At 71.0% G+C, this 22016-nt stretch carries 17 protein-coding genes; 10 read left to right on the top strand and 7 right to left on the bottom strand.

The window, feature by feature from the left end:
* Positions 1-44 precede the first annotated feature (44 nt).
* The gene (locus ACFVS8_RS12645) at positions 45-2159 is read left to right on the top strand and encodes a cellulase family glycosylhydrolase (RefSeq protein ID WP_387062507.1); all 2115 of its coding nucleotides are present in this window, start codon (positions 45-47) and stop codon (positions 2157-2159) included.
* Positions 2160-2220: 61 nt separating this feature from the next.
* On the opposite strand, the gene ACFVS8_RS12640 is transcribed toward ACFVS8_RS12645, so the two are convergent.
* Positions 2221-2835: a TetR/AcrR family transcriptional regulator gene (locus ACFVS8_RS12640; RefSeq protein ID WP_387062505.1), complete on the bottom strand. Its 615-nt coding sequence runs from the start codon at positions 2833-2835 to the stop codon at positions 2221-2223.
* Positions 2836-2955: 120 nt separating this feature from the next.
* Here ACFVS8_RS12640 and ACFVS8_RS12635 point away from each other — a divergent pair, with 120 nt between their 5' ends.
* The 7 genes from ACFVS8_RS12635 to ACFVS8_RS12605 all read left to right on the top strand — a co-directional run bounded on the left by ACFVS8_RS12635 (position 2956) and on the right by ACFVS8_RS12605 (position 10484).
* Positions 2956-3960, top strand: a complete 1005-nt coding sequence (locus tag ACFVS8_RS12635) for an SDR family NAD(P)-dependent oxidoreductase (protein ID WP_387062502.1) — start codon at positions 2956-2958, stop codon at positions 3958-3960.
* A 427-nt stretch (positions 3961-4387) separates the two neighbouring features.
* Positions 4388-5752, top strand: coding sequence for an NAD(P)H-dependent oxidoreductase (locus ACFVS8_RS12630; protein ID WP_387062499.1), 1365 nt, complete (start codon positions 4388-4390; stop codon positions 5750-5752).
* An 87-nt stretch (positions 5753-5839) separates the two neighbouring features.
* Positions 5840-6580 carry a FadR/GntR family transcriptional regulator gene (locus ACFVS8_RS12625; protein WP_387062496.1) on the top strand — a complete coding sequence of 247 codons (741 nt, stop codon included), beginning with the start codon at positions 5840-5842 and terminating at the stop codon, positions 6578-6580.
* A gap of 78 nt (positions 6581-6658) precedes the next feature.
* Positions 6659-7981 (top strand): MFS transporter, encoded by a 1323-nt coding sequence (locus ACFVS8_RS12620; protein WP_387062493.1) that lies wholly within the window; start codon positions 6659-6661, stop codon positions 7979-7981.
* 76 nt (positions 7982-8057) lie between these two features.
* Positions 8058-9317 carry a four-carbon acid sugar kinase family protein gene (locus tag ACFVS8_RS12615; protein ID WP_387062490.1) on the top strand — a complete coding sequence of 420 codons (1260 nt, stop codon included), beginning with the start codon at positions 8058-8060 and terminating at the stop codon, positions 9315-9317.
* Positions 9318-9423: 106 nt separating this feature from the next.
* On the top strand, positions 9424-9930 hold the full coding sequence (locus ACFVS8_RS12610; RefSeq protein ID WP_387062487.1) for a MarR family winged helix-turn-helix transcriptional regulator: 507 nt from the start codon (positions 9424-9426) through the stop codon (positions 9928-9930).
* Positions 9931-10001: 71 nt separating this feature from the next.
* Positions 10002-10484, top strand: a complete 483-nt coding sequence (locus ACFVS8_RS12605) for a dehydrogenase (RefSeq protein ID WP_387062484.1) — start codon at positions 10002-10004, stop codon at positions 10482-10484.
* Positions 10485-10538: 54 nt separating this feature from the next.
* Here the strand turns inward: ACFVS8_RS12605 and ACFVS8_RS12600 are convergent, their stop codons facing one another.
* The 6 genes from ACFVS8_RS12600 to ACFVS8_RS12575 all read right to left on the bottom strand — a co-directional run bounded on the left by ACFVS8_RS12600 (position 10539) and on the right by ACFVS8_RS12575 (position 19945).
* Positions 10539-11768 carry a nitrate/nitrite transporter gene (locus ACFVS8_RS12600; protein ID WP_387062481.1) on the bottom strand — a complete coding sequence of 410 codons (1230 nt, stop codon included), beginning with the start codon at positions 11766-11768 and terminating at the stop codon, positions 10539-10541.
* Positions 11765-12544, bottom strand: a complete 780-nt coding sequence (gene narI / locus ACFVS8_RS12595) for a respiratory nitrate reductase subunit gamma (RefSeq protein ID WP_387062478.1) — start codon at positions 12542-12544, stop codon at positions 11765-11767. The genes ACFVS8_RS12600 and narI overlap by 4 nt, the downstream gene beginning before the upstream one ends.
* Positions 12544-13182: a nitrate reductase molybdenum cofactor assembly chaperone gene (narJ, locus tag ACFVS8_RS12590; protein WP_387062475.1), complete on the bottom strand. Its 639-nt coding sequence runs from the start codon at positions 13180-13182 to the stop codon at positions 12544-12546. Before narJ ends, narI begins: the two co-directional genes overlap by 1 nt.
* Complete coding sequence (narH, locus tag ACFVS8_RS12585) at positions 13179-14882, bottom strand: nitrate reductase subunit beta (RefSeq protein WP_387062472.1); 1704 nt, start codon at positions 14880-14882, stop codon at positions 13179-13181. Before narH ends, narJ begins: the two co-directional genes overlap by 4 nt.
* Before the next feature lie 58 nt (positions 14883-14940).
* Positions 14941-18648 carry a nitrate reductase subunit alpha gene (locus ACFVS8_RS12580; protein WP_387062469.1) on the bottom strand — a complete coding sequence of 1236 codons (3708 nt, stop codon included), beginning with the start codon at positions 18646-18648 and terminating at the stop codon, positions 14941-14943.
* A gap of 136 nt (positions 18649-18784) precedes the next feature.
* Entirely contained in the window at positions 18785-19945 is a 1161-nt protein-coding gene (locus ACFVS8_RS12575; RefSeq protein ID WP_387062466.1) for a Dyp-type peroxidase, read from the bottom strand.
* Between the two features lie 37 nt (positions 19946-19982).
* Here ACFVS8_RS12575 and ACFVS8_RS12570 point away from each other — a divergent pair, with 37 nt between their 5' ends.
* Positions 19983-21275 carry a nitrous oxide reductase family maturation protein NosD gene (locus ACFVS8_RS12570; RefSeq protein WP_387062463.1) on the top strand — a complete coding sequence of 431 codons (1293 nt, stop codon included), beginning with the start codon at positions 19983-19985 and terminating at the stop codon, positions 21273-21275.
* A complete protein-coding gene (locus ACFVS8_RS12565) occupies positions 21272-22006 on the top strand; it encodes a hypothetical protein (protein ID WP_387062461.1) in 735 nt (244 codons plus the stop codon). The genes ACFVS8_RS12570 and ACFVS8_RS12565 overlap by 4 nt, the downstream gene beginning before the upstream one ends.
* Positions 22007-22016: the final 10 nt, after the last annotated feature.

Genomic DNA, 22016 nt, shown 5'->3' with positions numbered 1-22016 from the left:
GATCCATTCGGCGCGCCCGAACGACGGCGAGTACCGCGTCGCGCGTGGCGGCCACCGTGCTCGGAGCGGCGCTGGCGGCCTCGAGCCTGCTCGGCGTCGCCGCGCCGGCGTCGGCCGCCACGGCCGCCACGGCCGCCACGGTGGCGGGCGCGACCGGCGCGAGCGCTCCGACCGGCACGACCGCGGGCGTCGGCGCCGCGGCATCCGTGGTCGATGCGAAGGCGAAGCCGAAGAACCCGTTCGTGCAGGCGAACGGCTCTCGGCTCGAGCTCGCGGGCAAGACCTACGAGTTCGCGGGCACCAACACCTACTACCTCGGGTACAAGTCGCCGGCCATGGTCGACGCCGTGCTCGACGACGCGAAGGCCGCGGGCTTCGACGTGATCCGCACGTGGGGGTCGCAGGACTACCAGAACCCCGACGGCACGGGTTCGGTGCACCAGAACTTCGAGGGCGTCTGGTACCAGGCGTGGGATGCCGCGGCGGGCCGTCCGGTCGTGAACGGCGGCGCCGACGGCCTCGAACGCCTCGACCTCGCGGTCGCCGAGGCGGGCGAGCGCGGGCTCAAGCTCGTGATCCCGTTCACGAACAACTGGAACGCCTTCGGCGGCATGGACCAGTACGTGCGGTGGGCGGGGCTCGACGAGCACGCGGACTTCTACACCGACGCCACCGTCCGCGGGTGGTTCAAGGACTGGGTCGGCACGCTGCTGAACCGCACCAACACGGTCACCGGTGTGGCGTACAAGGACGACCCCACGATCCTCGCGTGGGAGCTCGCGAACGAGCCCCGCTGCACGAGCGCGGGCGTGTACCCCGACGGCGACTGCGACACGACGACGATCACCGGCTGGGCGGCCGAGATGAGCGCGTACGTGAAGTCGATCGACCGCAACCACCTGCTGTCGGCCGGTGACGAGGGCTTCTTCTGCCGCGACGAGGCCCAGTGGACACTCACGCAGCAGTACGGCGAGTCGGGCTACGGCGCCGGCTTCGGCGAGGACTGCGGCGACGGCGTCGACACGGTCGCACTCGCATCGCTTCCGGCCATCGACCTGATGTCGATGCACCTCTACCCCGACCACTGGAAGGTGAGCACCGACTGGGGCACCGGCTGGATCCGGGAGCACGCGGCCGCGGCCAAGAGGATCGGCAAGCCCGTCTACCTCGGCGAGTTCGGCATCACCGACCAGGCCACGCGCATGCCGGTGTATTTCGAATGGCTCCAGACGATCCGCCAGACCGGCGTCGACGGCACGCTGTACTGGATGCTCGCCTCCACGCAGGACGACGGCACCCCCTACGCCGACTACGACGGCTTCACCGTGTACTGCCCCAGCCCGGTGTGCGAGCTCATGACCGACCAGGCGAAGCTCGTGCCGCTCTCGCTCGGCGGTGCGAAGACGCTGCTCGAGCTCATCGCCGACCACGACGCGGTCACGATGCAGCGCGACACGACCGTCGCGGTCGACGTGCTCGCAAACGACGTCTCGTTCACGCTGCCGGTGCGGGCGAAGACCCTCGATCTCGATCCGTCGACGACGGGGCGCCAGACCTCGGTCGCGCGCGTCGGCGGCACCGCGAGGATCCAGGCCGACCACACCGTGCTCGTCACCCCGGATGCCGGGTTCGCCGGCAAGGTCGAGTTCCCGTACTCGGTGGGCAACGCCGTCGACACGGCGAAGGCGACGCTCACGGTCACCGTGAAGCCCGCGCCCGGCGACCCCGTGGTGCTCGCCTCGTGGGAGACCGGGCTCGAGGGCTGGGCGCCCGCGAACTGGCAGACCGACCCCGGCACGGTCGCGGCAGGCCCGGCCGGTGCCACCGACGGGGCGTCCGCGCTGCAGGTGAGCTCGAAGGGCGCCTGGTTCGGGTCGCCCGCCGACTCGCCTCTGCTCGACCTGTCGACGAAGTCGTCGCTCGAGTTCGACATCACGACGGCGGCGGCCGGCACCTCGGTGTCGATCGCCGTGCGCTCGGGCGCCGACTGGTCGTGGTGCCAGTCGCCGTGGACCTGGGTGCCCGAGCACACCTCCACCACCGTCACCGTGCCGATGGAGACCTTCGGCTGCGACGCGACCTCGCTCACCGACGTGCACGACGTGCTCGTGTACCTCAATGCCGGTGAGTACTCGATCGACCGCCTCACGCTGCGGTAATCGACGGGCGGATGTCGGGCGTCGCCCGAGGCCCGGCATCCGCCTCCCCTCGCCGGGGCGCCTACGGGCTCGGCTGGGCGCCCTCGCGCGGCGGAGCGCTGATGGGCTCGCCCGGCCCGACGAGCACGCGCCAGACCCAGCCGGCGGCGACCTCGATGCTTGGACGGGGCTCCAGTTCGAGCCAGGCCTGGATCACCGCGAGGCACGACCCCGCGATGCCCGCGGCGACGATGTCGATGGGCAGGCCCTCGAACGCCGTCGTGCCCGATGAGATGACCCCGGCGCGCGCCTGCGCCTCGAACCGGGCGCGGATGCGCGCCGCGACGATGGGGGAGCCGCGCTCGCCGAGCAGGCGCCGGTACAGGTCGGCGTCGGTCTCGAAGTGCCGGAGCGCCGCGATCATCGACGGCGGCAGCTGCGCGGGAACGGAGGTCGGGGTCGGAGCCGCGGCGGCCGCCTCGATCTCGGCGGCCTCGATCGCGTCGGCGAGCAGCGAGTCGCGGTCGTCGTAGTGCTGGTAGTAGCTCGACCGGTTGACGCCCGCCGCATCGGTGATGTCGACGACCGTCGCGTCGTCGAAGCGACCCGCGCGCGCGAGTTCGAGCGCCGCCTGCTGCAGCGCCCGCCGGGTGCGCTCCACGCGCGCATCCACTCGGTCGTCGGTCGATTCCGTCACTCCCGCATTGTCGCACCGATCCGAGGGCCAAGCCGTGACTTCGCCGACAATTGTCGGATATCCGACAGATGTTGTTTAGGCTGGAGGCATCCAGTTCGGAGCAGAGAAGGAAGCATCGCCATGGCCCTCACCGCCAACTCCACCATCGCCGAGTGGCTCGCAGACCCCGCCGGCAAGGCCGCGCTCGAGGGCCTCGTCGGGCAGGGCGGCGGCTCGACCGACCAGCTCGCCCCCATCGCGAGCCTCCCGCTGCAGCAGCTCGTCGTCATGAGCCAGGGCCAGATGCCGCAGGCGGCCGTCGACGAGCTCGTCAAGGCCGTCAACGGCGGAGTCATCCCCGAGGAGTCGGGTGAGTCGAAGGTCTGGGCCGAGAAGATCACCGCCGGCCGCTTCGCCGGCAAGACCGTCATCGTCACGGGCGCCGCCTCGGGCATCGGCCGCGCCACCGCGAGCCGCGTGGCCCGTGAGGGAGGCCGCGTGGTCGCCGTCGACATCTCGGCCGAGAAGCTCGACGAGTTCGCCGCATCGATCCCCGGCGCCGAGATCGTCACCGTCGCGGGCGACATCACCAAGCAGGAGTCGATCGACGCGATCGTCGCCGCCGCGGGCGACAAGATCGACGGCCTCGCCAACGTCGCGGGTATCAACGACGACTTCTCGCCGATCCACGAGACCCCCGACGCCATCTGGGAGAAGGTCATGGCCGTCAACGTCACCGGCACCTTCAAGCTCACGCGCGCCGTCGTGCCGTTCATGCTCGAGGCCGGCAAGGGCTCGGTCGTCAACGTCGCGAGCGAGGCGGGCCTGCGCGGCAACGCGTCGGGCAACGCCTACACGACCTCGAAGCACGCCGTCGTCGGCCTCACGAAGTCGGCCGCGTTCATGTACGCGCTGCAGGGCATCCGCACCAACGCCGTCGCCCCGGGCGGCGTCGCCACCGGCATCCCGTTCCCCCCGCACGTGTCCGAGGTCGGCTCGGCCCGCCTCGCACCGTTCCAGGGCGCGATCCCCTCGGTCGCGACCGCCGAGGCGCTCGCCGCGTCGATCACCTTCCTGCTGAGCGACGACGCCGTGAACATCAACGGCGCGATCCTCGCCTCCGACGGCGGCTGGTCGGTGCAGTAACCCCCGGACGGCCGCGACGCCGCATGGCGTGAACGAAGGGCGGGACGGATGCCACGGCATCCGCCCCGCCCTTTCGCGTGCCGCGCCACACGCCGCCCCTCGTCGGTCGCGACGCGCCTCCCGTGGATGCGCCTCCCGTGATTCGCCGAGGTGCCAGATGTCGCCGGTTCGGCGCCCGGGTACCCGGCGCCTACTGGCATCTCGGCGCCCGATGCGCGGCGAGCCCAGCAGCACGTGAGGCAATGCGCAACGCGCCCGCCCGCGGCATCCGGAGCCGGCATTGCCACTTTGTTCGGCCTGCTTGACAGATGGTCAGACCAATGTCTACACTCCTTGAAACGGTGATGGTCTGACCATCATCCCGATAAAAGTTTCCGCAGTTCCGCCTGGCATCGCCCTCGTCGGGAGCACTACAAAGGAGTGGTTCGTGAATCTCTTCACGCTCATGCAGCAGCGCACGGCCGAGGCCGGCCCGATCCGCGTCGGCGTCATCGGCGCAGGCAAGTTCGCCTCGATGTTCCTCACGCAGGCCGTCGGCAGCTCGAACATCCACGTCGTCGGCGTCGCCGACATCAACGTGCCCAAGGCGAAGGACGCCCTCGCCCGCACCGGCTGGCCGGCCGAGCGCTACGCGGCCGCCTCGCTCGACGAGGCCCTGCGCACCGGCGGCACCGCCGTGATCGACGACTCGACCGCCCTCATCACGCACCACGGCGTCGAGGTCATCCTCGAGATCACGGGCAACCCGCTCGTCGGCACGTACCACGCGGTCACCGCGATCGACCACGGCAAGCACGTCATCATGGTCAACGTCGAGGCCGACTGCATGGTCGGGCCGATCCTGCAGCGCCGTGCCCAGGCCGCCGGCGTCATCTACGCCATGGCCTACGGCGACCAGCCGGCCCTCATCTGCGAGCTCGTCGACTGGTGCCGCACCGTCGGCTTCGACGTGGTCGCCGCGGGCAAGGGCACAAAGTACCTGCCCGAGTACAACTACTCGACGCCCGACACGGTGTGGAACTACTACGGCTTCACCGACGAGCAGCTCGCGAGCGGCGACTACAACCCCAAGATGTTCAACTCGTTCCTCGACGGCACGAAGTCGGCCATCGAGATGGCGGCGGTCGCAAACGGCACGGGCCTCATCCCGCAGGACGAGGGCCTGCTGTTCCCGGCCGCGAGCAAGGACGACCTGCCGACCGTGTTCCGCGAGAACAGCCTGCGCGGCGGCAGCCTCACGCGCCGCGGCACGGTCGAGATCGCGTCGAGCATGTACCGCGACGGACGCGAGGTGCCCGACAACCTGCGCTGGGGCGTCTACGTCACCTTCGAGGCGACCACCGACTACGCCGTGCAGTGCTTCAAGGAGTACGGCGTGCACACCGACGAGACCGGCCGCTACGGCTCGCTCTACCGGCCGTACCACATGATCGGCCTCGAGCTCGGGGTCTCGATCGCGGCCGCAGTGCTGCGCAACGAGGCGACGGGCGCGCCAACCGGCTTCCGCGGCGACGTCGTCACGACCGCCAAGAAGGACCTCCGCGCGGGCGACACGCTCGACGGCGAGGGCGGCTACACCGTCTTCGGCAAGCTCGCCCCGGCCCACATCTCGCTCGACCGCAACGCGCTGCCCCTGGGCCTCGCGCACGGTGCCAGGCTCATCCGCGACGTGCCCAAGGACCAGACGGTCTCGTGGGACGACGTGCAGCTCGACGAGTCGCAGTTCGCGGTGCAGATCCGCCGCGAGCTCGAAGCCGAGTTCCGAGCCGAACACGCCGTCGTCGCGGCCTGATCCGGTCTGACCGTCCGACCATGGAAACTACGATGGAGTCACCGGACTTCACCGCTCGTGGCCTCCGGCGACCGGAGGGGATGACGCATGGCAGCGAACGACGCGTGGGAGCCCGTGCAGCGCATTCGAACGTACGAGCAGGTGATGGCCCAGATCGAGGAACGCATCCTCGACGGCCGGCTGAAGGCGGGAGACCACCTGCCGAGCGAACGCGAGCTCGCGGTGTCGCTCGGGGTCTCCCGGCCCTCGCTCCGCGAATCGCTGCGGGTGCTCGAAGCGCTCGGGGTGGTGGAGATCCGTCGTGGCGGCGGGCCCGACGGGGGAGCGGTGCTCCTCTCGACGCCCGGCGACGGCATGGTCAACCTGCTGAAGCTGCAGATCGCGCTCGCGCACTTCAGCTGGAACGACGTCCTCGAAACCCGCCTCGCCCTCGAGGCCTGGAGCGTGGAGGAGGCCGCCTACCGATCCCAGGATGACGACCACCGCGAGCTCCGAGCCATCCTCGACCGGATGGACGCCCCCGACATCGACTCCGCGGAGTTCAACCGCCTCGACGCCGCGTTCCACCTGAGGATCGCGGAGGCCACCGGCAACGCGCTCACCGCCCACTTCATGGGCTCGCTGCGCACCGCGATCCATCGCCAGATGGTGCAGGTCTACGCCGAACTCGTCGACTGGCGCGAGACGGCCAGGACCGTCCGCGCCGAGCACCGCCAGATCCTCGACGACATCGTCGCCGGAGACGGCGCGGCAGCCGTCGAGCACGTGCGACGCCACATCACCGACTTCTACCAGATCACCGCTCACGGCGGGAACGCACGAACCTAGGTCACCCGGTTCGGCTCCCGCCGGAACGAGGCCGAATGGCTTCAGTATCAAGGGAGATATGAACCGACCATGACGACCATGACCATCGAACCAGCCGCGCAGCGGGCCAAGGACGGCTCGCCCGACAAGCTCAAGACCGCGATCGGCAGTGCCGTCGGCACGACGATCGAGAACTACGACTTCCTGGCGTACGGCACCGCTGCGGCGCTGTACTTCAACACCGTGTTCTTCCACGCCGACGACCCCGTCGTCGGCCTCCTCCTCGGCTTCGCCACGTTCGGCATCGGCTTCGCCATGCGCCCGCTCGGCGGCGTCATCGGCGGCTACCTCGGCGACCGCATCGGCCGCAAGCCCGTGCTCGTCGGCGCCCTGCTCGTCATGGGCATCTCGACGGTGCTGATCGGCATCCTGCCGACGTACGAGCAGGTGGGGCTGCTCGCCCCGATCCTGCTCACCCTGATCCGCGTGATCCAGGGCGTCGCGTTCGGTGCCGAGTGGGGCGGTGCGATCCTCATGACCTTCGAGCACGCGCCGTGGAAGAAGCGTGGCAAGTACACGGCGATCCCGCAGGCCGGCGTGCCGCTCGGCCTACTGCTCGCGAACCTCGTGTTCCTCTGGTCGACGAACCTCGACAGCGAGCTCGCGTGGCGCCTGCCGTTCCTGCTCTCGTCGGTGCTCATCATCGCCGGCCTGATCATCCGCGCGAAGGTGTCGGAGTCGCCCGAGTTCGAGGAGACCAAGACCGCGGGCCTCACCGTGAAGAACCCGCTCAAGGAGGTCTTCAAGAACGACTGGCGCACCATCCTGCGCGTCATCGCGCTGCGCCTCGCCGAATCGGGCGGCTTCTACGTGATCGTCACGTACATGCTGTCGTACCTCACCACGGGCGACGAGCCGATCACCGACCGCGCCACGGCGCTCACCGGACTCGTGACCGCGGCGGCCCTCGGCCTGTTCACGACGATCCTGTTCGGCGCGCTGACCGACCGCGTCGGCCGCAAGCCCGTGTACCTCGGGGGCACGATCGCACTCATGGCGTTCGCCTTCCCGATGTTCCTGCTCGTGAACACGGGCGTGCCGTACCTCATCGTGTTCGTCTACATCATCGCCATGTCGATCATCCACGACTCGCTCGCCGGCACGCAGGGCGCGTGGTTCTCGGAGCTGTTCAGCACGAACGTCCGCTCCTCGGGCGCCTCGATCGGCTACCAGTTCTCGGCGGCCGTCTCGGGCTTCATCCCGCTCATCGCGACCGCCGTCGCGGTGCCGCTCGGCTGGGGCGGCGTCGCGTGGGTGTACCTCGCGTGCGGCCTGCTCGGCTTCATCGGCACCGTGCTCACGCGGGAGACCTGGGGCAAGCGCGAGCGCGCCGAGGTCGACGCGATCATCGCACGGGGCTGAACGACCGGTGGGGCGGATGCCGCGGCATCCGCCCTGCCGTCGCCCTCGCACGCCAGCTCACCGAAGGAAGAACGCCATGAAGACCATCGTCCTCGACGACGACCCCACCGGCACGCAGTCCGCGACGGGCGTCGCCGTGCTGCTCGAGAGCAGCGCCGACCTGCTCGCCGAAGCGCTGGGCCGAGCCGACAGCGTGTACGTGCAGACCAACAGCCGCGCCCTGCCCGAGGAGGAGGCGGTCGCGCTCACGCGCCGCATCCGTGCCGACGGCCTGGCCGCAGCCGAGCGGCTCGGAGCCGACGTGCGGTTCGTGCTGCGAGGCGATTCGACCCTCCGCGGCCACGTCTTCGCCGAGACCGAGGTCTTCCTCGACGGCGACGCGATCATGCTCTTCGTGCCCGCGTTCCCCGACGGCGGCCGCACGACGCGCGACGGCGTGCACTACGTGCGCGTCGCGGGCGCCGACGTGCCCGCCCACGAGAGCGAGTACGCCGACGACCCCGTGTTCGGCTTCACGACGGGCGTCATGCTCGACTACCTCGCCGAGAAGTCGCCTCGACCGGCTCGCACGGTCGCGCTCGACGAGGTCCGCTCCGGCGGCCTCGCCGACGTGCTCGCGGGTGCGGCACCGGGCACGGTCGTCGCGCCCGACGCGGTCACGGCTGACGACATCTCGGCCATCGCGAGGGCCGTCGAGGCGGCCACCGTCGCCGGGGCCACGATCGTGGTGCGCAGTGCCGCTCCCCTCGCCGCCGAGCTCGCGGGCGTCGCCAGCCGCGGACTGCTCGAGACCCCGCTCCTCGCCGACCCCGGGCCCGTGCTGCTGGTGTGCGGGTCGCACACCGCGGGTGCGACGGCCCAGCTCGAACCGGTCGTCGCCGCGTGGGGCGAGCCCGCGGTGATCGACACCGCGACGGCGCTCGCCGACGCACCGGAGGCCGGACACGAGGCGGCCGCCAGGGCGCGCGGCCGGCTCGACGGCGGCCCGCTCGCGATCGTCACGACCGAGCGCGAGCGCTCCGCGACCCATAACACGCTCGACCACGGCGAACGCGTCATGCGCGCACTCACGACCGCGGTGCGCGACCTGCTGCCCGAGGTCTCGGTCGTCGTGTCGAAGGGCGGCATCACGTCGGCCGAGGTCGCCCGCACCGGCATCGGGGCCACCTCGGCGGTGGTGCTCGGCCAGGTCGTGCCGGGCGTCTCGGTGTGGAGCCTTGACGCCCACGACGGCCGCGAGATCCTCTACGTCGTCGTGCCGGGCAACGTCGGCGACCCCGGCACGCTCGTGACGGTGCTCGAGGCACTCTCGCTGCGGGCGCCCGTGCGCGCCTGAGCGCAGGCCTCCGACGGGCGGGCGGATGCCGCGGCATCCGCCCGCCCGTCACGGCAGCCGCCACCCACCGGCGCGGCCCGGGTCGCCGTTCGCTACTGTCGAGAGCGTGAACCCCAGACCGAGCGAGCGCGACGACGAGGTCGACCTGCTGATCGACGCGTGGTCGCGGCGGCTCCCCGACGCCGACCTGGCGCCGCTCGACGTCATGTCGCGCCTGCGCCGCGCCGCGAACCGGCTCTCGAAGCTGCGCGCCGCCGCGTTCAGCGACGCCGGCCTCGCATCGTGGGAATTCGACGTGCTCGCCGCGCTGCGCCGGCAGGACGAGCCGCACGAGCTGAGCCCAGCGCACCTCATCTCGGCCACCATGATCGGCAGCGCCGCCATGACGAACCGGCTCGACAACCTCGCCGCGCGCGGGCTCGTCGAGCGCCGCCCGAATCCGCGCGACGGGCGCAGCGTGCTCGTGCGCCTGACGCCCGAGGGAACGGTGCGCGTCGACGAGGCGATGCGCGGGCTCGTCGCCCGCGAGTCGGTCGAGCTCGAGGGGCTCTCGCGAGACGAGCAGGCGACGCTCGCGCGGCTGCTGCGGCGCCTCACCGACGACGCATCCTGACCGAGGGCGACTCGACTTCCCTCAGCCCCCTTCGACCGGGAGAATGGACGGGATCCAGGAGGAACGGGCGAATGACTGACCAGACGGATGCCGCGGCGGCCGGCGCCGCGACCGCAGGCGCGAGCCGCACGGCCGAGCACACGCACGCGCACGAGGCCGAGGGCTGCCCCGAGTGCTTCATCGAACTGCAGCCCGACGGCGAGTGGTGGAAGGCCAGGCCCGAGGGTTCGCGGCTCGTCGGCCTGGTGGTCGCCCGCCCCGACATGCCGTCGGTCACCGAGCAGCGCGACGACCTCGCCGCCTTCGGCGTCGCGATCTTCGACTTCCGCCACCCGGCGCCCGAGAGCGTCGAGAACTGGGAGCAGCGGCTCGAGCGGTTCTTCGGCACCCTGAAGTGGGGCGACGTGCTCGTGGTCGCCAACCAGCACGCCCTCGGCCGCACGGCCGACGAAGAGGTGCGCACGATCGCGGCACTCCGGCGTCGGGGCATCGTCGTCAAGGTGCTGAGCCACGGCGCTCGCCACCTCGCCGACGCCGACGCGACCGCGCAGTAGGTCGACGCGCCGACGCCTCGCGCGAGGCCGACGCGACCGTCGCGGCCGAGCGGCCTACGCTGCCGGCGCGTTCTCCTTCGGGTTGCGCCGGGCAAGGAAGATCGTGAACACGAGTGCGACGAGCGCGGCGACGCACAGCAGCAGCAGACCGAGCACGTAGTTGCCGGTCGCGCTGTACGTCGCACCCATGACGAGCGGAGGGAAGTACCCGCCGAGGCCGCCGGCGGCCCCCACGATGCCCGTCACCGTGCCGACGCGCTCGGGCGGCGACTTCTGCGCGACCCAGGTGAACACGGCGCCGGTGCCGAGGCCGAGGAACCCGGCCATGAGCACGAACGACGCACCCGCGGGGATCTCGGGCGGGGGCACGAACGTCTCGACGACGGCCATGACCGCCGTGCCGGCGAGCGAGATCATCAGCACCTTCGCCGGGCCGATCCGGTCGCTCAGCACGCCGCCGAGCGGCCGCGCGATCACGGCGGCGATCGCGAAGCCCGCGGTGCGCGCGCCGGCGTCGGCGAGGTCGTAGGTGTACACCTCGTGGAGATATGTCGGCAGGTAGGTCGAGAACGCGACGAAGCCGCCGAAGGTGATGGCGTAGAGGAACGCCATCTGCCAGGTCACCGCGAGCTTCGACGCCGCGGCGAGCTTGGGCAGCACCTTGTCGGTGCTCGGCTTCCACGTCGGGGCGTCGCGCATGAACAGCCACACGATCGCGGCCACGACGAGCAGCGCGATCGCGATGATCCAGTGCGTCGCGTCGTACCCGAACCACTGCACGAATCGGGGCGTGAAGAACGCCGAGAGCGCCGTGCCGCCCATCCCGGCCCCGAAGAGTCCGGTCGCGAAGCCGCGGCGGGTCGGGTCGTACCAGGCGTTCACGAACGGGATGCCGACCGCGAACGTGGTGCCGGCGATGCCGAGCAGGAACCCGAACACGATGAGCAGCGCGTAGGAGCCCGCATCTCCGGCCCACATCACGAGCAGCACCGGGATCGCCGAGAACGCGGTCAGCACCGTGAACATGAGCCGGCCGCCGAAGCGGTCGGTCAGGGCGCCGGTGACGATGCGGCCGAGCGAGCCCACGATCACCGGGGTCGCGACGAGCAACGATTGCTGCGTGGCATCCAGCCCGATCTGCTCCGCGTAGCTCACGCCGAGCGGGGCGATCAGGTTCCACGCCCAGAACGTGATGGTGAATGCGAGCAGGGCGAGGCCGAGGTTGCGGCCGCGTCCCTCCAGGGCGGCCCGCGTCGCCGCCGGCGGTGCGGCTGGGCTGGTCATCGTGTTCCCCTTCCGGTGCGGTCGGCGGCCCGGTCGCGTTCGCGGTCGGGCGTGCCGATGGGCGCCCAGCCTCGGCGGATGCCGGCGCTCGGGCTCGGTCTGGCGTCTCGGGATCGGTAGACGATGTACGGCCGGAACAGGTAGTGCACGGGCGCGGTGAACGCGTGCACGAGCCGGGTGAACGGCCAGATCATGAAGAGCAGCATGCCGATGAGCGTGTGCAGCTGGAACGCGAAGGAGGCCTCCGACATGGCCTGGATGTCGGGCTGCAGGATGAACAGCGACCTGAACCAGGGCGACACCGTGTCGCGGTAGGTGACCTCCTCGTGCGGGCCGAACACGCTGATCACCGTCGTCGCGAGGCCGGCCACGATGGCCGCGACGAGCACGACGTACATGGTCTTGTCGTTCTTGGTCGTCGCCATGAACACCGGTCCGGTCGTGCGTCGACGCCAGATCAGGATGCCGACGCCGACGAGCGTCGCGATGCCGGCGATCGTGCCGAGGCCGAGGGCCATGACGTGGTACATCTCCTCGCTGACGCCCACCGCCTCGGTCCAGGCCTTCGGGATCAGCAGGCCCACGACGTGGCCGATGATCACCACGAGGAGTCCGAAGTGGAACAGCGGCGACCCGATGCGCAGCAGCCGCGACTCGTAGAGCTGCGACGAGCGCGTGGTCCACCCGAACTGGTCGTAGCGGTACCGCCAGATCGTGCCGCCGACGAGGATCGCGACCATGACGTAGGGCAGGATGCCCCAGAGCACGACGTCCATCAGCGGCCTCCCGTCGGCTGCAGGGGGATGAGGCGCGGATCGTACGGGTCGAGCCCGACCGACTCGGAAGGCGGGCCGGCCGCGGCCATCGCCATGGCCTGCTGGCGGTCCTCCGGCGATCGCCCGGGCAGGGTCGCGCAGACGGCGGCGACCACGCCCGCGTACGGCGACGATCGCTCGTCGAGCGCGAGCCGGATCAGCTCGAGGCTCGCCCGGTACGACTGCAGCAGGTCGGCGCCCTCGTCGGGGCGGTGCCTGGCGAACTCGAGCACGAGCGGCAGGTGGTCGGGCAGCTCGCCGGTGTCGCCCAGCACGACGCCCGACTCGCGGTAGCGCTGCTTGAACTCGGTGAGCACGACGCCTCGACGCCTCGTGTCGCCGTCGGTCCAGTACGAGAGGTAGAGCGCATGCCGCTTCGACATGTCGAAGAGGTCGACGTAGGTGCGCTGCACCTCGGCGGCGGGGGTGCCGGCCCACCAGTCGAGCAGGGGTGCGAAGGCCGCCGCGGCGGCGGGGTCGGTCTCCCCGAGCGCGTCGCCTACGACGTCGGCGAACCCGAGCACCTCCTCGTCGGGATAGCTCAGGCAGATCGACGCCGCCTGGTAGACGATCGCCCGACGGGCGTCGGCGCGGCTCACGGCCGGCCCCCCGCGGCATCCGCATCGCCCGGCGGCTCGGGTTTCGACGGCGGCGGGAACAGTCCGCTCGGCGCCCCGTTGCCGTCCCAGTTGAGCAGGTTCACCCGGCCGCGCATCGACTGCGCGTCGGCCGCACGATCGGAGGTCTGCCGCTCGCGCAGCGCCTGGAAGGTCTCGACGGCCACGGGCGTCGGGCGGCCGCTCGCCTCGCCGAACGGCCCCGACTCGCCGTTCTCGTACGGCCCGCCGTCGAAGTCGAGCGAGCAGCCGAGCTCCTCGAGCTCGTGCGCCCGCTCGTAGTGCGCCGTCGGGATCACGTAGCGCTCGTCGTACTTCGCGATCGCGAGCAGGCGGTACATCTCGTACATCGTGCCGCCGTCCATGCCCACCGCCTCGGGGATGGACTCGTCGCGCGGACGGTCGAGCGTGATGTCGCGCAGGTACGCGCGCATCGCGGCGAGCTTCTTCAGCACGCCCGTGATGAGGTCGGTGTCGCCGGCCGTGAACAGCTCGGCGAGGTACTCGACGGGGATGCGCAGCGCCTCGATCGCGCCGAACAGCGTACCGGCCGACTCGGCGTCGTGCCCCTGCTCGCTCAGCAGGTCGACGATGGGCGAGAGCGGCGGGATGTACCAGACCATCGGCATGGTGCGGTATTCCGGATGCAGCGGCAGCGCCACCCGGTACGTCTTGGCGAGGGCGTAGACCGGCGAACGCCGTGCGGCGTCCATCCAGTCGTCGGCGATGCCCTGCTCGCGCGCGGCCGCGATGACCTCGGGGTCGTTCGGGTCGAGCATGAGGTCGAGCTGCGCCTCGTACAGGTCCTGCGGGTCGGGCGTGGCGGCCGCCGCCGTGACGCGGTCGGCGTCGTAGAGGAAGAGCCCGAGGTAGCGCAGCCGCCCGACGCAGGTCTCGGAGCAGACGGTGGGGATGCCGACCTCGAGCCGCGGGTAGCACATGGTGCACTTCTCGGCCTTGCCGGTCTTGTGGTTGAAGTAGATCTTCTTGTACGGGCACCCGGTGATGCACTGCCGCCAGCCGCGGCAGCGGTCCTGGTCGACGAGCACGATGCCGTCCTCCTCGCGCTTGTAGATCGCGCCCGATGGGCACGACGCCATGCACGACGGGTTCAGGCAGTGCTCGCAGATGCGCGGCAGGTAGAACATGAACGTCTGCTCGAACGAGAACTTGATCTTGTCCTCCGACTCGCGGCGGACCTTCTCGACGACCGGGTCGAGGTGCCCCATCTCGCTCGCGCCGCCGAGGTCGTCGTCCCAGTTGGCAGACCAGGTGATCTTCGTGTCCTCGCCCGTGATGAGCGACTTCGGGCGCGCGACCGGGAAGTCGTCGCCGAGCGGCGCATCGATGAGCGTCTGGTAGTCGTAGGTCCACGGCTCGTAGTAGTCCTCGAGCTTCGGCTGCACGGGCGAGGAGAAGATCGTGAGGAGACGCTTCAGGCGGCTGCCGGTGCGGAGCTTCAGCCGGCCGCGGCCGTTGAGCTCCCACCCGCCCTTCCACTGCTCCTGGTCTTCGTAGCGGCGCGGATACCCCTGACCGGGCCGCGTCTCGACGTTGTTGAACCACACGTACTCGGTGCCGGCCCGGTTGGTCCACGCCTGCTTGCACGTGACCGAGCAGGTGTGGCATCCGATGCACTTGTCGAGGTTCATGACCATGCCCATCTGTGCCATCACCCGCATCAGCGACTCACCCCCGACGCATCGATCGCGGTCGTGGTGCGTTCGTCGACTGCATCCATCAGTACGTCACCTCCTGCGACCGGCGGCGGATCGTCGCCGTCATGTCGCGCTGGTTGCCGGTCGGTCCGAGGTAGTTGAAGGTGTACGACAGCTGCGCGTACCCGCCGATGAGGTGCGTCGGCTTCACGAGCAGCCTCGTCACGGAGTTGTGGATGCCGCCGCGCCGCCCGGTGGCCTCCGACTTCGGCACGTCGATCGTGCGTTCCTGCGCGTGGTGCACGTAGACCACGCCGTCGGGCATGCGGTGCGAGACGATCGCCCTCGCCACGAGCACGCCGTTCGAGTTCACGCACTCGACCCAGTCGTTGTCGGATGCGCCGATGGCCGCGGCATCCGACGGACTCATCCACACCGTGGGTCCGCCGCGCGAGAGCGAGAGCATGAAGAGGTTGTCCTGGTACTCCGAGTGGATCGACCACTTCGAGTGCGGGGTCAGGTAGCGCACGACGACCTGCTGCTCACCGCCCGGCCCGAGCTTCGGCTCGCCGAAGAGGCGGTGCATGTCGAGCGGGGGCCGGTACACCGGCATGGCCTCGCCGAGATCGCGCATCCAGTCGTGGTCGAGGTAGAAGTGCATGCGGCCCGTGAGCGTGTGGAACGGCTTCAGGCGTTCGATGTTCACCGTGAACGGGGCGTACCGACGGCCGCCGGTCTCGGAACCCGACCACTCGGGGCTCGTGATCACCGGCTGCGGCGACGACTGCGTCATCGCGAACGTGATGCGCTTCTCCTCCGAGCCCTCGGCGAGGTCGGCGAGCGGCTTGCCCACGCGCCTCTCGAGGGTCTTGAAGCCCTGCACCGCGAGTTCGCCGTTGGTCGTGCCCGAGAACGAGAGGATCGCCTCGGCCATCTTGATGTCGGTGTCGATCGCGGGGCGGCCCGCGGCCGGGCCGGTCGGCATCACGCCGTGCTGCTTCGCGAGCCGCTCGACCTCGTGCTTCAGGTCGTACGTGACGTTCTTCGTCGTGAATCCGAGCTTGTCGGCCAGCGGGCCGACGGTCGCGAGCTGGTCGGCGATCGCGGTGTAGTCGCGTTCGACGACGACGAAGTTCGGCATCGTCTTGCCCGGGGTGGCCGGTGCGTCGCCCCTGGCCCAGTCGCGCACGACGCCGCCGGGCTGAGACGTCTCGCCCGGGGTGTCGTGCTGCATCGGCACCGAGACGAGGTCGTGCCGGGTGCCGAGGTGCGTCGCCGCCTGCCGCGAGAACTCCCGCGCGATCGCGTGGAACAGGTCGAAGTCGCTCTTCGCCTCCCACGGCGGGTCGATCGCGGGCGTGAACGCGTGCACGAACGGGTGCATGTCGGTCGAGCTCAGGTCGTGCTTCTCGTACCAGGTCGCGGCGGGGAACACGACGTCGCTGAGCAACGTCGTCGACGTCATCCGGAAGTCGGCCGAGACGAGCAGGTCGAGCTTGCCCTCGGGGATCTCGTCGTGCCACTTCACGTCGTTCGGGCGCACGGACGCCTCGTCGCTCGCCATCACGTTGCTGTGGGTGCCGAGCAGGTGCTTCAGGAAGTACTCGTTGCCCTTGGCCGACGACCCCATGAGGTTCGAACGCCACAGCGTGAGCAGCCTCGGCCAGTTCTCGGGGGCGTCGACGTCGGAGATGGCGGGCTTCAGGCTGCCGTCGCCGAGCCTCGCCGCCACGAAGGATGCCGCGTCCGGCGCCTCGCCCGCGGCAACGGCGGCCGCCGCGGCATCCGCCAGTTCGAGGGGGTTGCGGTCGAACTGCGGGTAGAACGGCATCCACCCGAGGCGCGCCGACTGCGCGATCGCATCGGCCGTGTGCATGCCCTCGAAGTTGCCCTCCGCGAGCGGCGACGCGAGCGCATCGGCCGAGTAGCCGTCGAAGCGCCACTGGTCGGTGTGCATGTACCAGTAGGCCGTGCCGATCATCGTGCGCGGCGGCCGCACCCAGTCGAGCGCGTTCGCGAGCGAGAGCCACCCGGTGATCGGGCGGCACTTCTCCTGGCCCACGTAGTGCGCCCATCCGCCGCCGTTGCGGCCCATCGAGCCCGTGAGGATCAGCAGCGACAGGATCGCGCGGTAGGTCGCGTCGCCGTGGAACCACTGGCAGATGCCCGCGCCCATGATGATCATCGAGCGTCCGCCCGAGTCGATCGCGTTCTGCGCGAACTCTCGGGCCACGCGGATGCACGCCTCGGCCGGCACGCCCGTGAGGTCCTCCTGCCAGGCGGGGGTGTACGGCGAGTCGACGTCGTCGTAGTCGGCGGGCCAGTCGCCGGGCAGCCCCGGGCGGCCGACGCCGTACTGCGCGAGCAGCAGGTCGAAGACGGTCGTCACCAGTCGACCGTTGACCCGGGTCGCGGGCACGCCGCGGCGCACGACGGCTCCCGAGCCGTCTGGCGCGTCGAACCTCGGCAGCAGCACCTCGACGTCGTCGGTCTCGAGCTTCGCGTCGCGCAGCGACAGCGCGGGCACGGTGTCGCCGAGGTCGAGGTTCCAGCGCCCCTCGCCGGATTCCGCGTAGCGGAAGCCCATCGACCCGTTCGGCACCACCGGCTCGCCGCTCGCCGCGTCGATCAGCACCGTCTTCCACGACTCCTCGGGGGCGGATGCCTCGCCGGGCAGGTCCGCCGACATGAGGAACTTGCCCGGCACGAGCCCGCCGTCGGCGTGCTCGACGAGCGTGACCAGGTGCGGCAGGTCGGTGTACTGCCGCGAGAAGTCGACGAAGAACGGCTCGCGGCGATCGACGTAGTGTTCCTTCAGCAGCACGTGCCCCATCGCCATCGCGAGCGCCGCGTCGGTGCCGGCCTGGCACGGCAGCCATTCGTCGGCGAACTTCGTGTTGTCGGCGTAGTCGGGGCTGACGGTGACCACCTTCGTACCGCGATAGCGCACCTCGGCCATCCAGTGGGCGTCGGGCGTGCGCGTCACGGGCACGTTCGATCCCCACATCATGAGGTACGTGGCATCCCACCAGTCGCCCGACTCCGGCACGTCGGTCTGGTCGCCGAACACCTGCGGGCTCGCCACCGGCAGGTCGGCGTACCAGTCGTAGAAGCTCGTCATCACCCCGCCGACGAGCTGCGTGAACCGCGTGCCGATGCAGTGCGACACCATCGACATCGCCGGGATCGGCGAGAACCCGGCGACCCGGTCGGGGCCGTACTCCTTGATCGTGTGCACGTAGCCGGCGGCGACCAGCTCGACGGCCTCGGCCCAGGTGGCCCGCACGAGCCCGCCCTTGCCGCGGGCCTGCTGGTAGCGGCGCCTGGTCTCGCGGTTCTTCGACACCTCGGCGAACGCGAGCACCGGATCGCCCGTGCGGGCCTTCGCCTCGCGGTAGGCGTCGAGCAGCACCCCGCGCACGTACGGGTACCGCACGCGCGTGGGGGAGTAGGTGTACCACGAGAACGCGGCCCCGCGGGGGCATCCGCGGGGCTCGTACTCGGGGCGGTCGGGGCCGACGCTCGGGTAGTCGGTCTGCTGCGCCTCCCAGGTGATGATGCCGTCCTTGACGTACACCTTCCACGAGCACGAACCCGTGCAGTTCACGCCGTGCGTGGATCGCACGACCTTGTCGTGGCTCCACCGGTCGCGGTAGAAGGCGTCGCCCTGACGGCCGCCCTCGAGGAACGCCGCCCGGTGATCGGGCGTCTCGTCCCACCTCGTGAAGAACCTCCCGACGCGCAGCAGCGCATCGGAAGCCGGACCGTCTACCCCCGCCGACGTGGCCATACGGCGACGATATCGAGCGGCCCTCAGGTTAGGGAAGGCTCACCCGCGGCGGGTCGCCGAGATCGCGGGCACCTGAGGCGGGCCTAGCGCGAGCTCGGAGCGGCGCTCGTCGCGGCGGCTCGGCGGCGGCCAGACGTCAGGCCCGCAGCGCGGAACCGAGCGGACGCTCGGCCGTGAATCCCGGAAGCACGACGAACGCGGCCGATGCCGTCGTGCGTGTGAGATCGAGCAGCGCGTCGCCCTCGTCGAGGCGCTGCTGGGTGCGCACGAAGAACTCACGGTCGCGCTGGAACGACACGAAGACCGCCCCCTGGTCTTCAGGCCCGGCGCTGTAGGAATAGCTGCGCCGCAGCATCAGCCCGTCGAGGCCGGCCGGCAGCGGATGCGCGCGTCGCACATGCGCGTCGACCGGGATGTCGGGCACCCCGGAAGCGGACTTCGCGTGCAGGTCGGGGTCGTCGAGTGCGCTCCCGCCGGAGAGCGGCGCACCGCTCGACCGCTTCCGCCCGACCAGGCGCTCCTGATCGGGCACAGCCAGGGACTCGATCGCGGCGGTGTCGATCGGCATGACCCGGATGACGGCGACCGTGCCGTCGGCGAACGGGCCTTCGGGAACCCAGACCGACTCCTGCAGCTCCGTCGGCGTGCGGGGGATGCTGAGCCCGTCGTGGAATCCGATGAGGTTGCGGGTGGCCGGCCCGTCTGGAGCCGAGGTGAACCCGTCGCTGCGCCAGCGCTCGGTGCCGCCGACGACCCCGCAGAGGGTACTGCGCGCGAGCGAGGCGACGGCGCCGTCGTCGGCCCGGCAGAGCAGGAGGAGATCGCCGCCGGTGCGCTCGTCGGGGATCTCGTCGCGGCGGAACGCGGGCAGCTCGGTCGCGGGCGCCTCGAGCCCGAGCGCAGCGAGGACGCGGCCGCCCACGCCCACCGTCACCGTGAGCCTCGACGGGTCGAGTCCGGCGAGCGCGGGATCGGCCCCCGTCGCGAGGTCGGCGATGCGTGCACCGACCGCGTCGAGCAGGTCGGCGAGCCGCGCCGCCTCGACGTCGAGCACCGACAGCGCGAGATGGCGCTGCAGGACCTCGGGTCGGTCGACGCCCGCCTGGTGCGCTCCGCCGGGCTCGATCGTGGTGGGCCGGGAGTCGCCCCGCGGCTCGCCGTCGGTCCCGGTGGACGAGCCCCCGACGGCCAACCCGGCTGCCGCCCCGGCGACCACTCCGGCGACCCCAGCCCCGACTCCGGCGAGCAGGAATCCGCGTCTGCTGGTGCCCGTCGGCGAGTGGTCGTCCGGGGACATAGGTTCACCTTAAGTGGGCGTCGATAGGATGACAAGCATGCCCGCGCGAACCCTCGTTGCACTGTTCGCGTCGGCTGCGCTGCTGCTCGGCGGCTGTGCGCAAGCGGCCCCCGAGGCCTCGACCTCGCCGCGCACGATCGACGTGCCGGGCGACGCTGACACGATCCAGGCCGCGGTCGACCAGGCGCGTCCGGGCGACCGCATCGAGGTGGCCGCCGGGGTCTACGAGGAGTCCGTCGCGATCTCGACGCCCGAGATCGTGCTGCACGGCACCGACCGCGACGGCGTCGTGATCGACGGCGGGGGGCTCCGCCCGAACGGCATCGTGGTGACGGCGCCCGGGGTCGCCGTCGAGAACCTCACGGTGCGCGACCACACGCTGAACGGCGTGCTCGTGACCGGGCTCACCGAAGACGGCGGGCTCGCGCGCGGCAGCGACGGGTACACGCGACTCGACCCCGACGAGTACCCGCCCCTCCAGGGGTTCGCCGTCCGGTACGTGACCGCGTCGAACAACGGACTGTACGGCATCTACGCCTTCGACGCCCAGCACGGCGTCATCGAGGAGAACTACGCCTCGGGTCACGCGGACTCCGGCATCTACGTCGGGCAGTGCCTCGAGTGCGACATCGTCGTGCGTTCGAACGTGGCCGAGTCCAACGCGGTCGGCTACGAGCAGACCAACGCCAGCGCCCCCGTGACCGTCGTGCAGAACCGGTTCACGGGCAACCGGGTGGGCGCCTCGATCCTCTCCGACTACCAGGAGGCGTTCGTGCCGCAGAGCGGCACGACGTTCGCCGGCAACCTGGTCTCCGACAACGCGCGTGCCGAGACCCCCGAGGAGGCGAACGGCGCGTTCGGCATCGGCGTCGCGATCTCCGGCGGTCAAGACGACCTCCTGCTCCGCAACCTGGTGTCGGGGCATCCGACCGCGGGCGTCATGATCGGGTCGAGCGAGGACATCCCGCCCGATCGCAATCGCCTCGAGGCCAACGTCCTCGACCGCAACGTGCTCGACCTCGCGTACACGGCATCGGAGCGCGCTCCCGGTGCAGGCCTCTGCGCGACCGGCGACACCATCACGACGACCTCGCCGTCGGGTCTCCTCACCGGGTGGGACTGCGCCGCCGGCGGCAGCCCGCGCGCTGCCGGCGTCGCGATCACGGGTGCGGCCGCACCGGCGGGCATCCCGTTCACCGACGTGGTCGCCCCGCCGCCGCAGCCGTCGATGCCGAGCGATGCCGATCCGGGCATCGCCGTGCCCGAGATCGATCTCGAGGCGATCGGCGTGCCCGGCGACGACCTGCTCCTCGATCGGACCGCTCGATGACGCACCGACCCGCCGCCGCGCCCGCCGTGCTCGCCGCGGTGCTCGCCCTCGTCGCCCTGCTCACCGGCTGCACGGCGTCGAGCCCGAGCCCCGCGCCGACGCCGAGCGAGACCGAACGCCCCGTCACGCAGGAGGAGTCCGAACGGCTCGCGGTGGCACGGTTCCGCGTGTACGAGCAGCAGCGGGTGCGGCTGTCGGCGACGGTGCCCGTCGACGGCCAGGTGCTGCACCTCGACGGTCGCGCCGACATGCGCGCCCACGAGGCGACCGCGGCGGTCGACGCCGGTGACGGCCGGTGGGCCCTGCTGCAGTGGACGCTGTCGGGGAAAGCCGTGCAGGAGGTCGCCGCGGAGCCCGACCTCGATGCCGCGCTGCCCGACGGCGAGTGGACCACGGCGCCGCTCGTCGCCGACGACCCGCTCGACTCGGCGCTCGCGTTCGTGCTGAACCTCGCGTCGGATCGCCCCGAGAACCCCCTGCTGCTCCGTCAGAACGGTGCACTGCTCATCGGCGGCGACGAGGTCGACAGGGTCGAGGTCGACGTCTACGTCGCGCCCGGGCAGGACGAGCGCGTCAACCGCCTCGTCACCTACGCGGTCGACCGCGACGGACTGCTCCGCCGGGTCGTCGCCCAGACCGGCGGCTCCGAACCGCTCGTGGTCGTGCTCGAGCCCGACGCATCGGAGGCGGTCATCCCACTCGTTCCCGACCTCGCGACGCCGGCGGGCTGACCCGAGGGCA

Origin of the sequence: Agromyces sp. NPDC058110 (assembly GCF_042884735.1) — a bacterium.
In the GTDB taxonomy this organism is placed as follows: Bacteria; Actinomycetota; Actinomycetes; order Actinomycetales; family Microbacteriaceae; genus Agromyces.
This window is presented reverse-complemented; position numbering and strand designations above follow the sequence as displayed.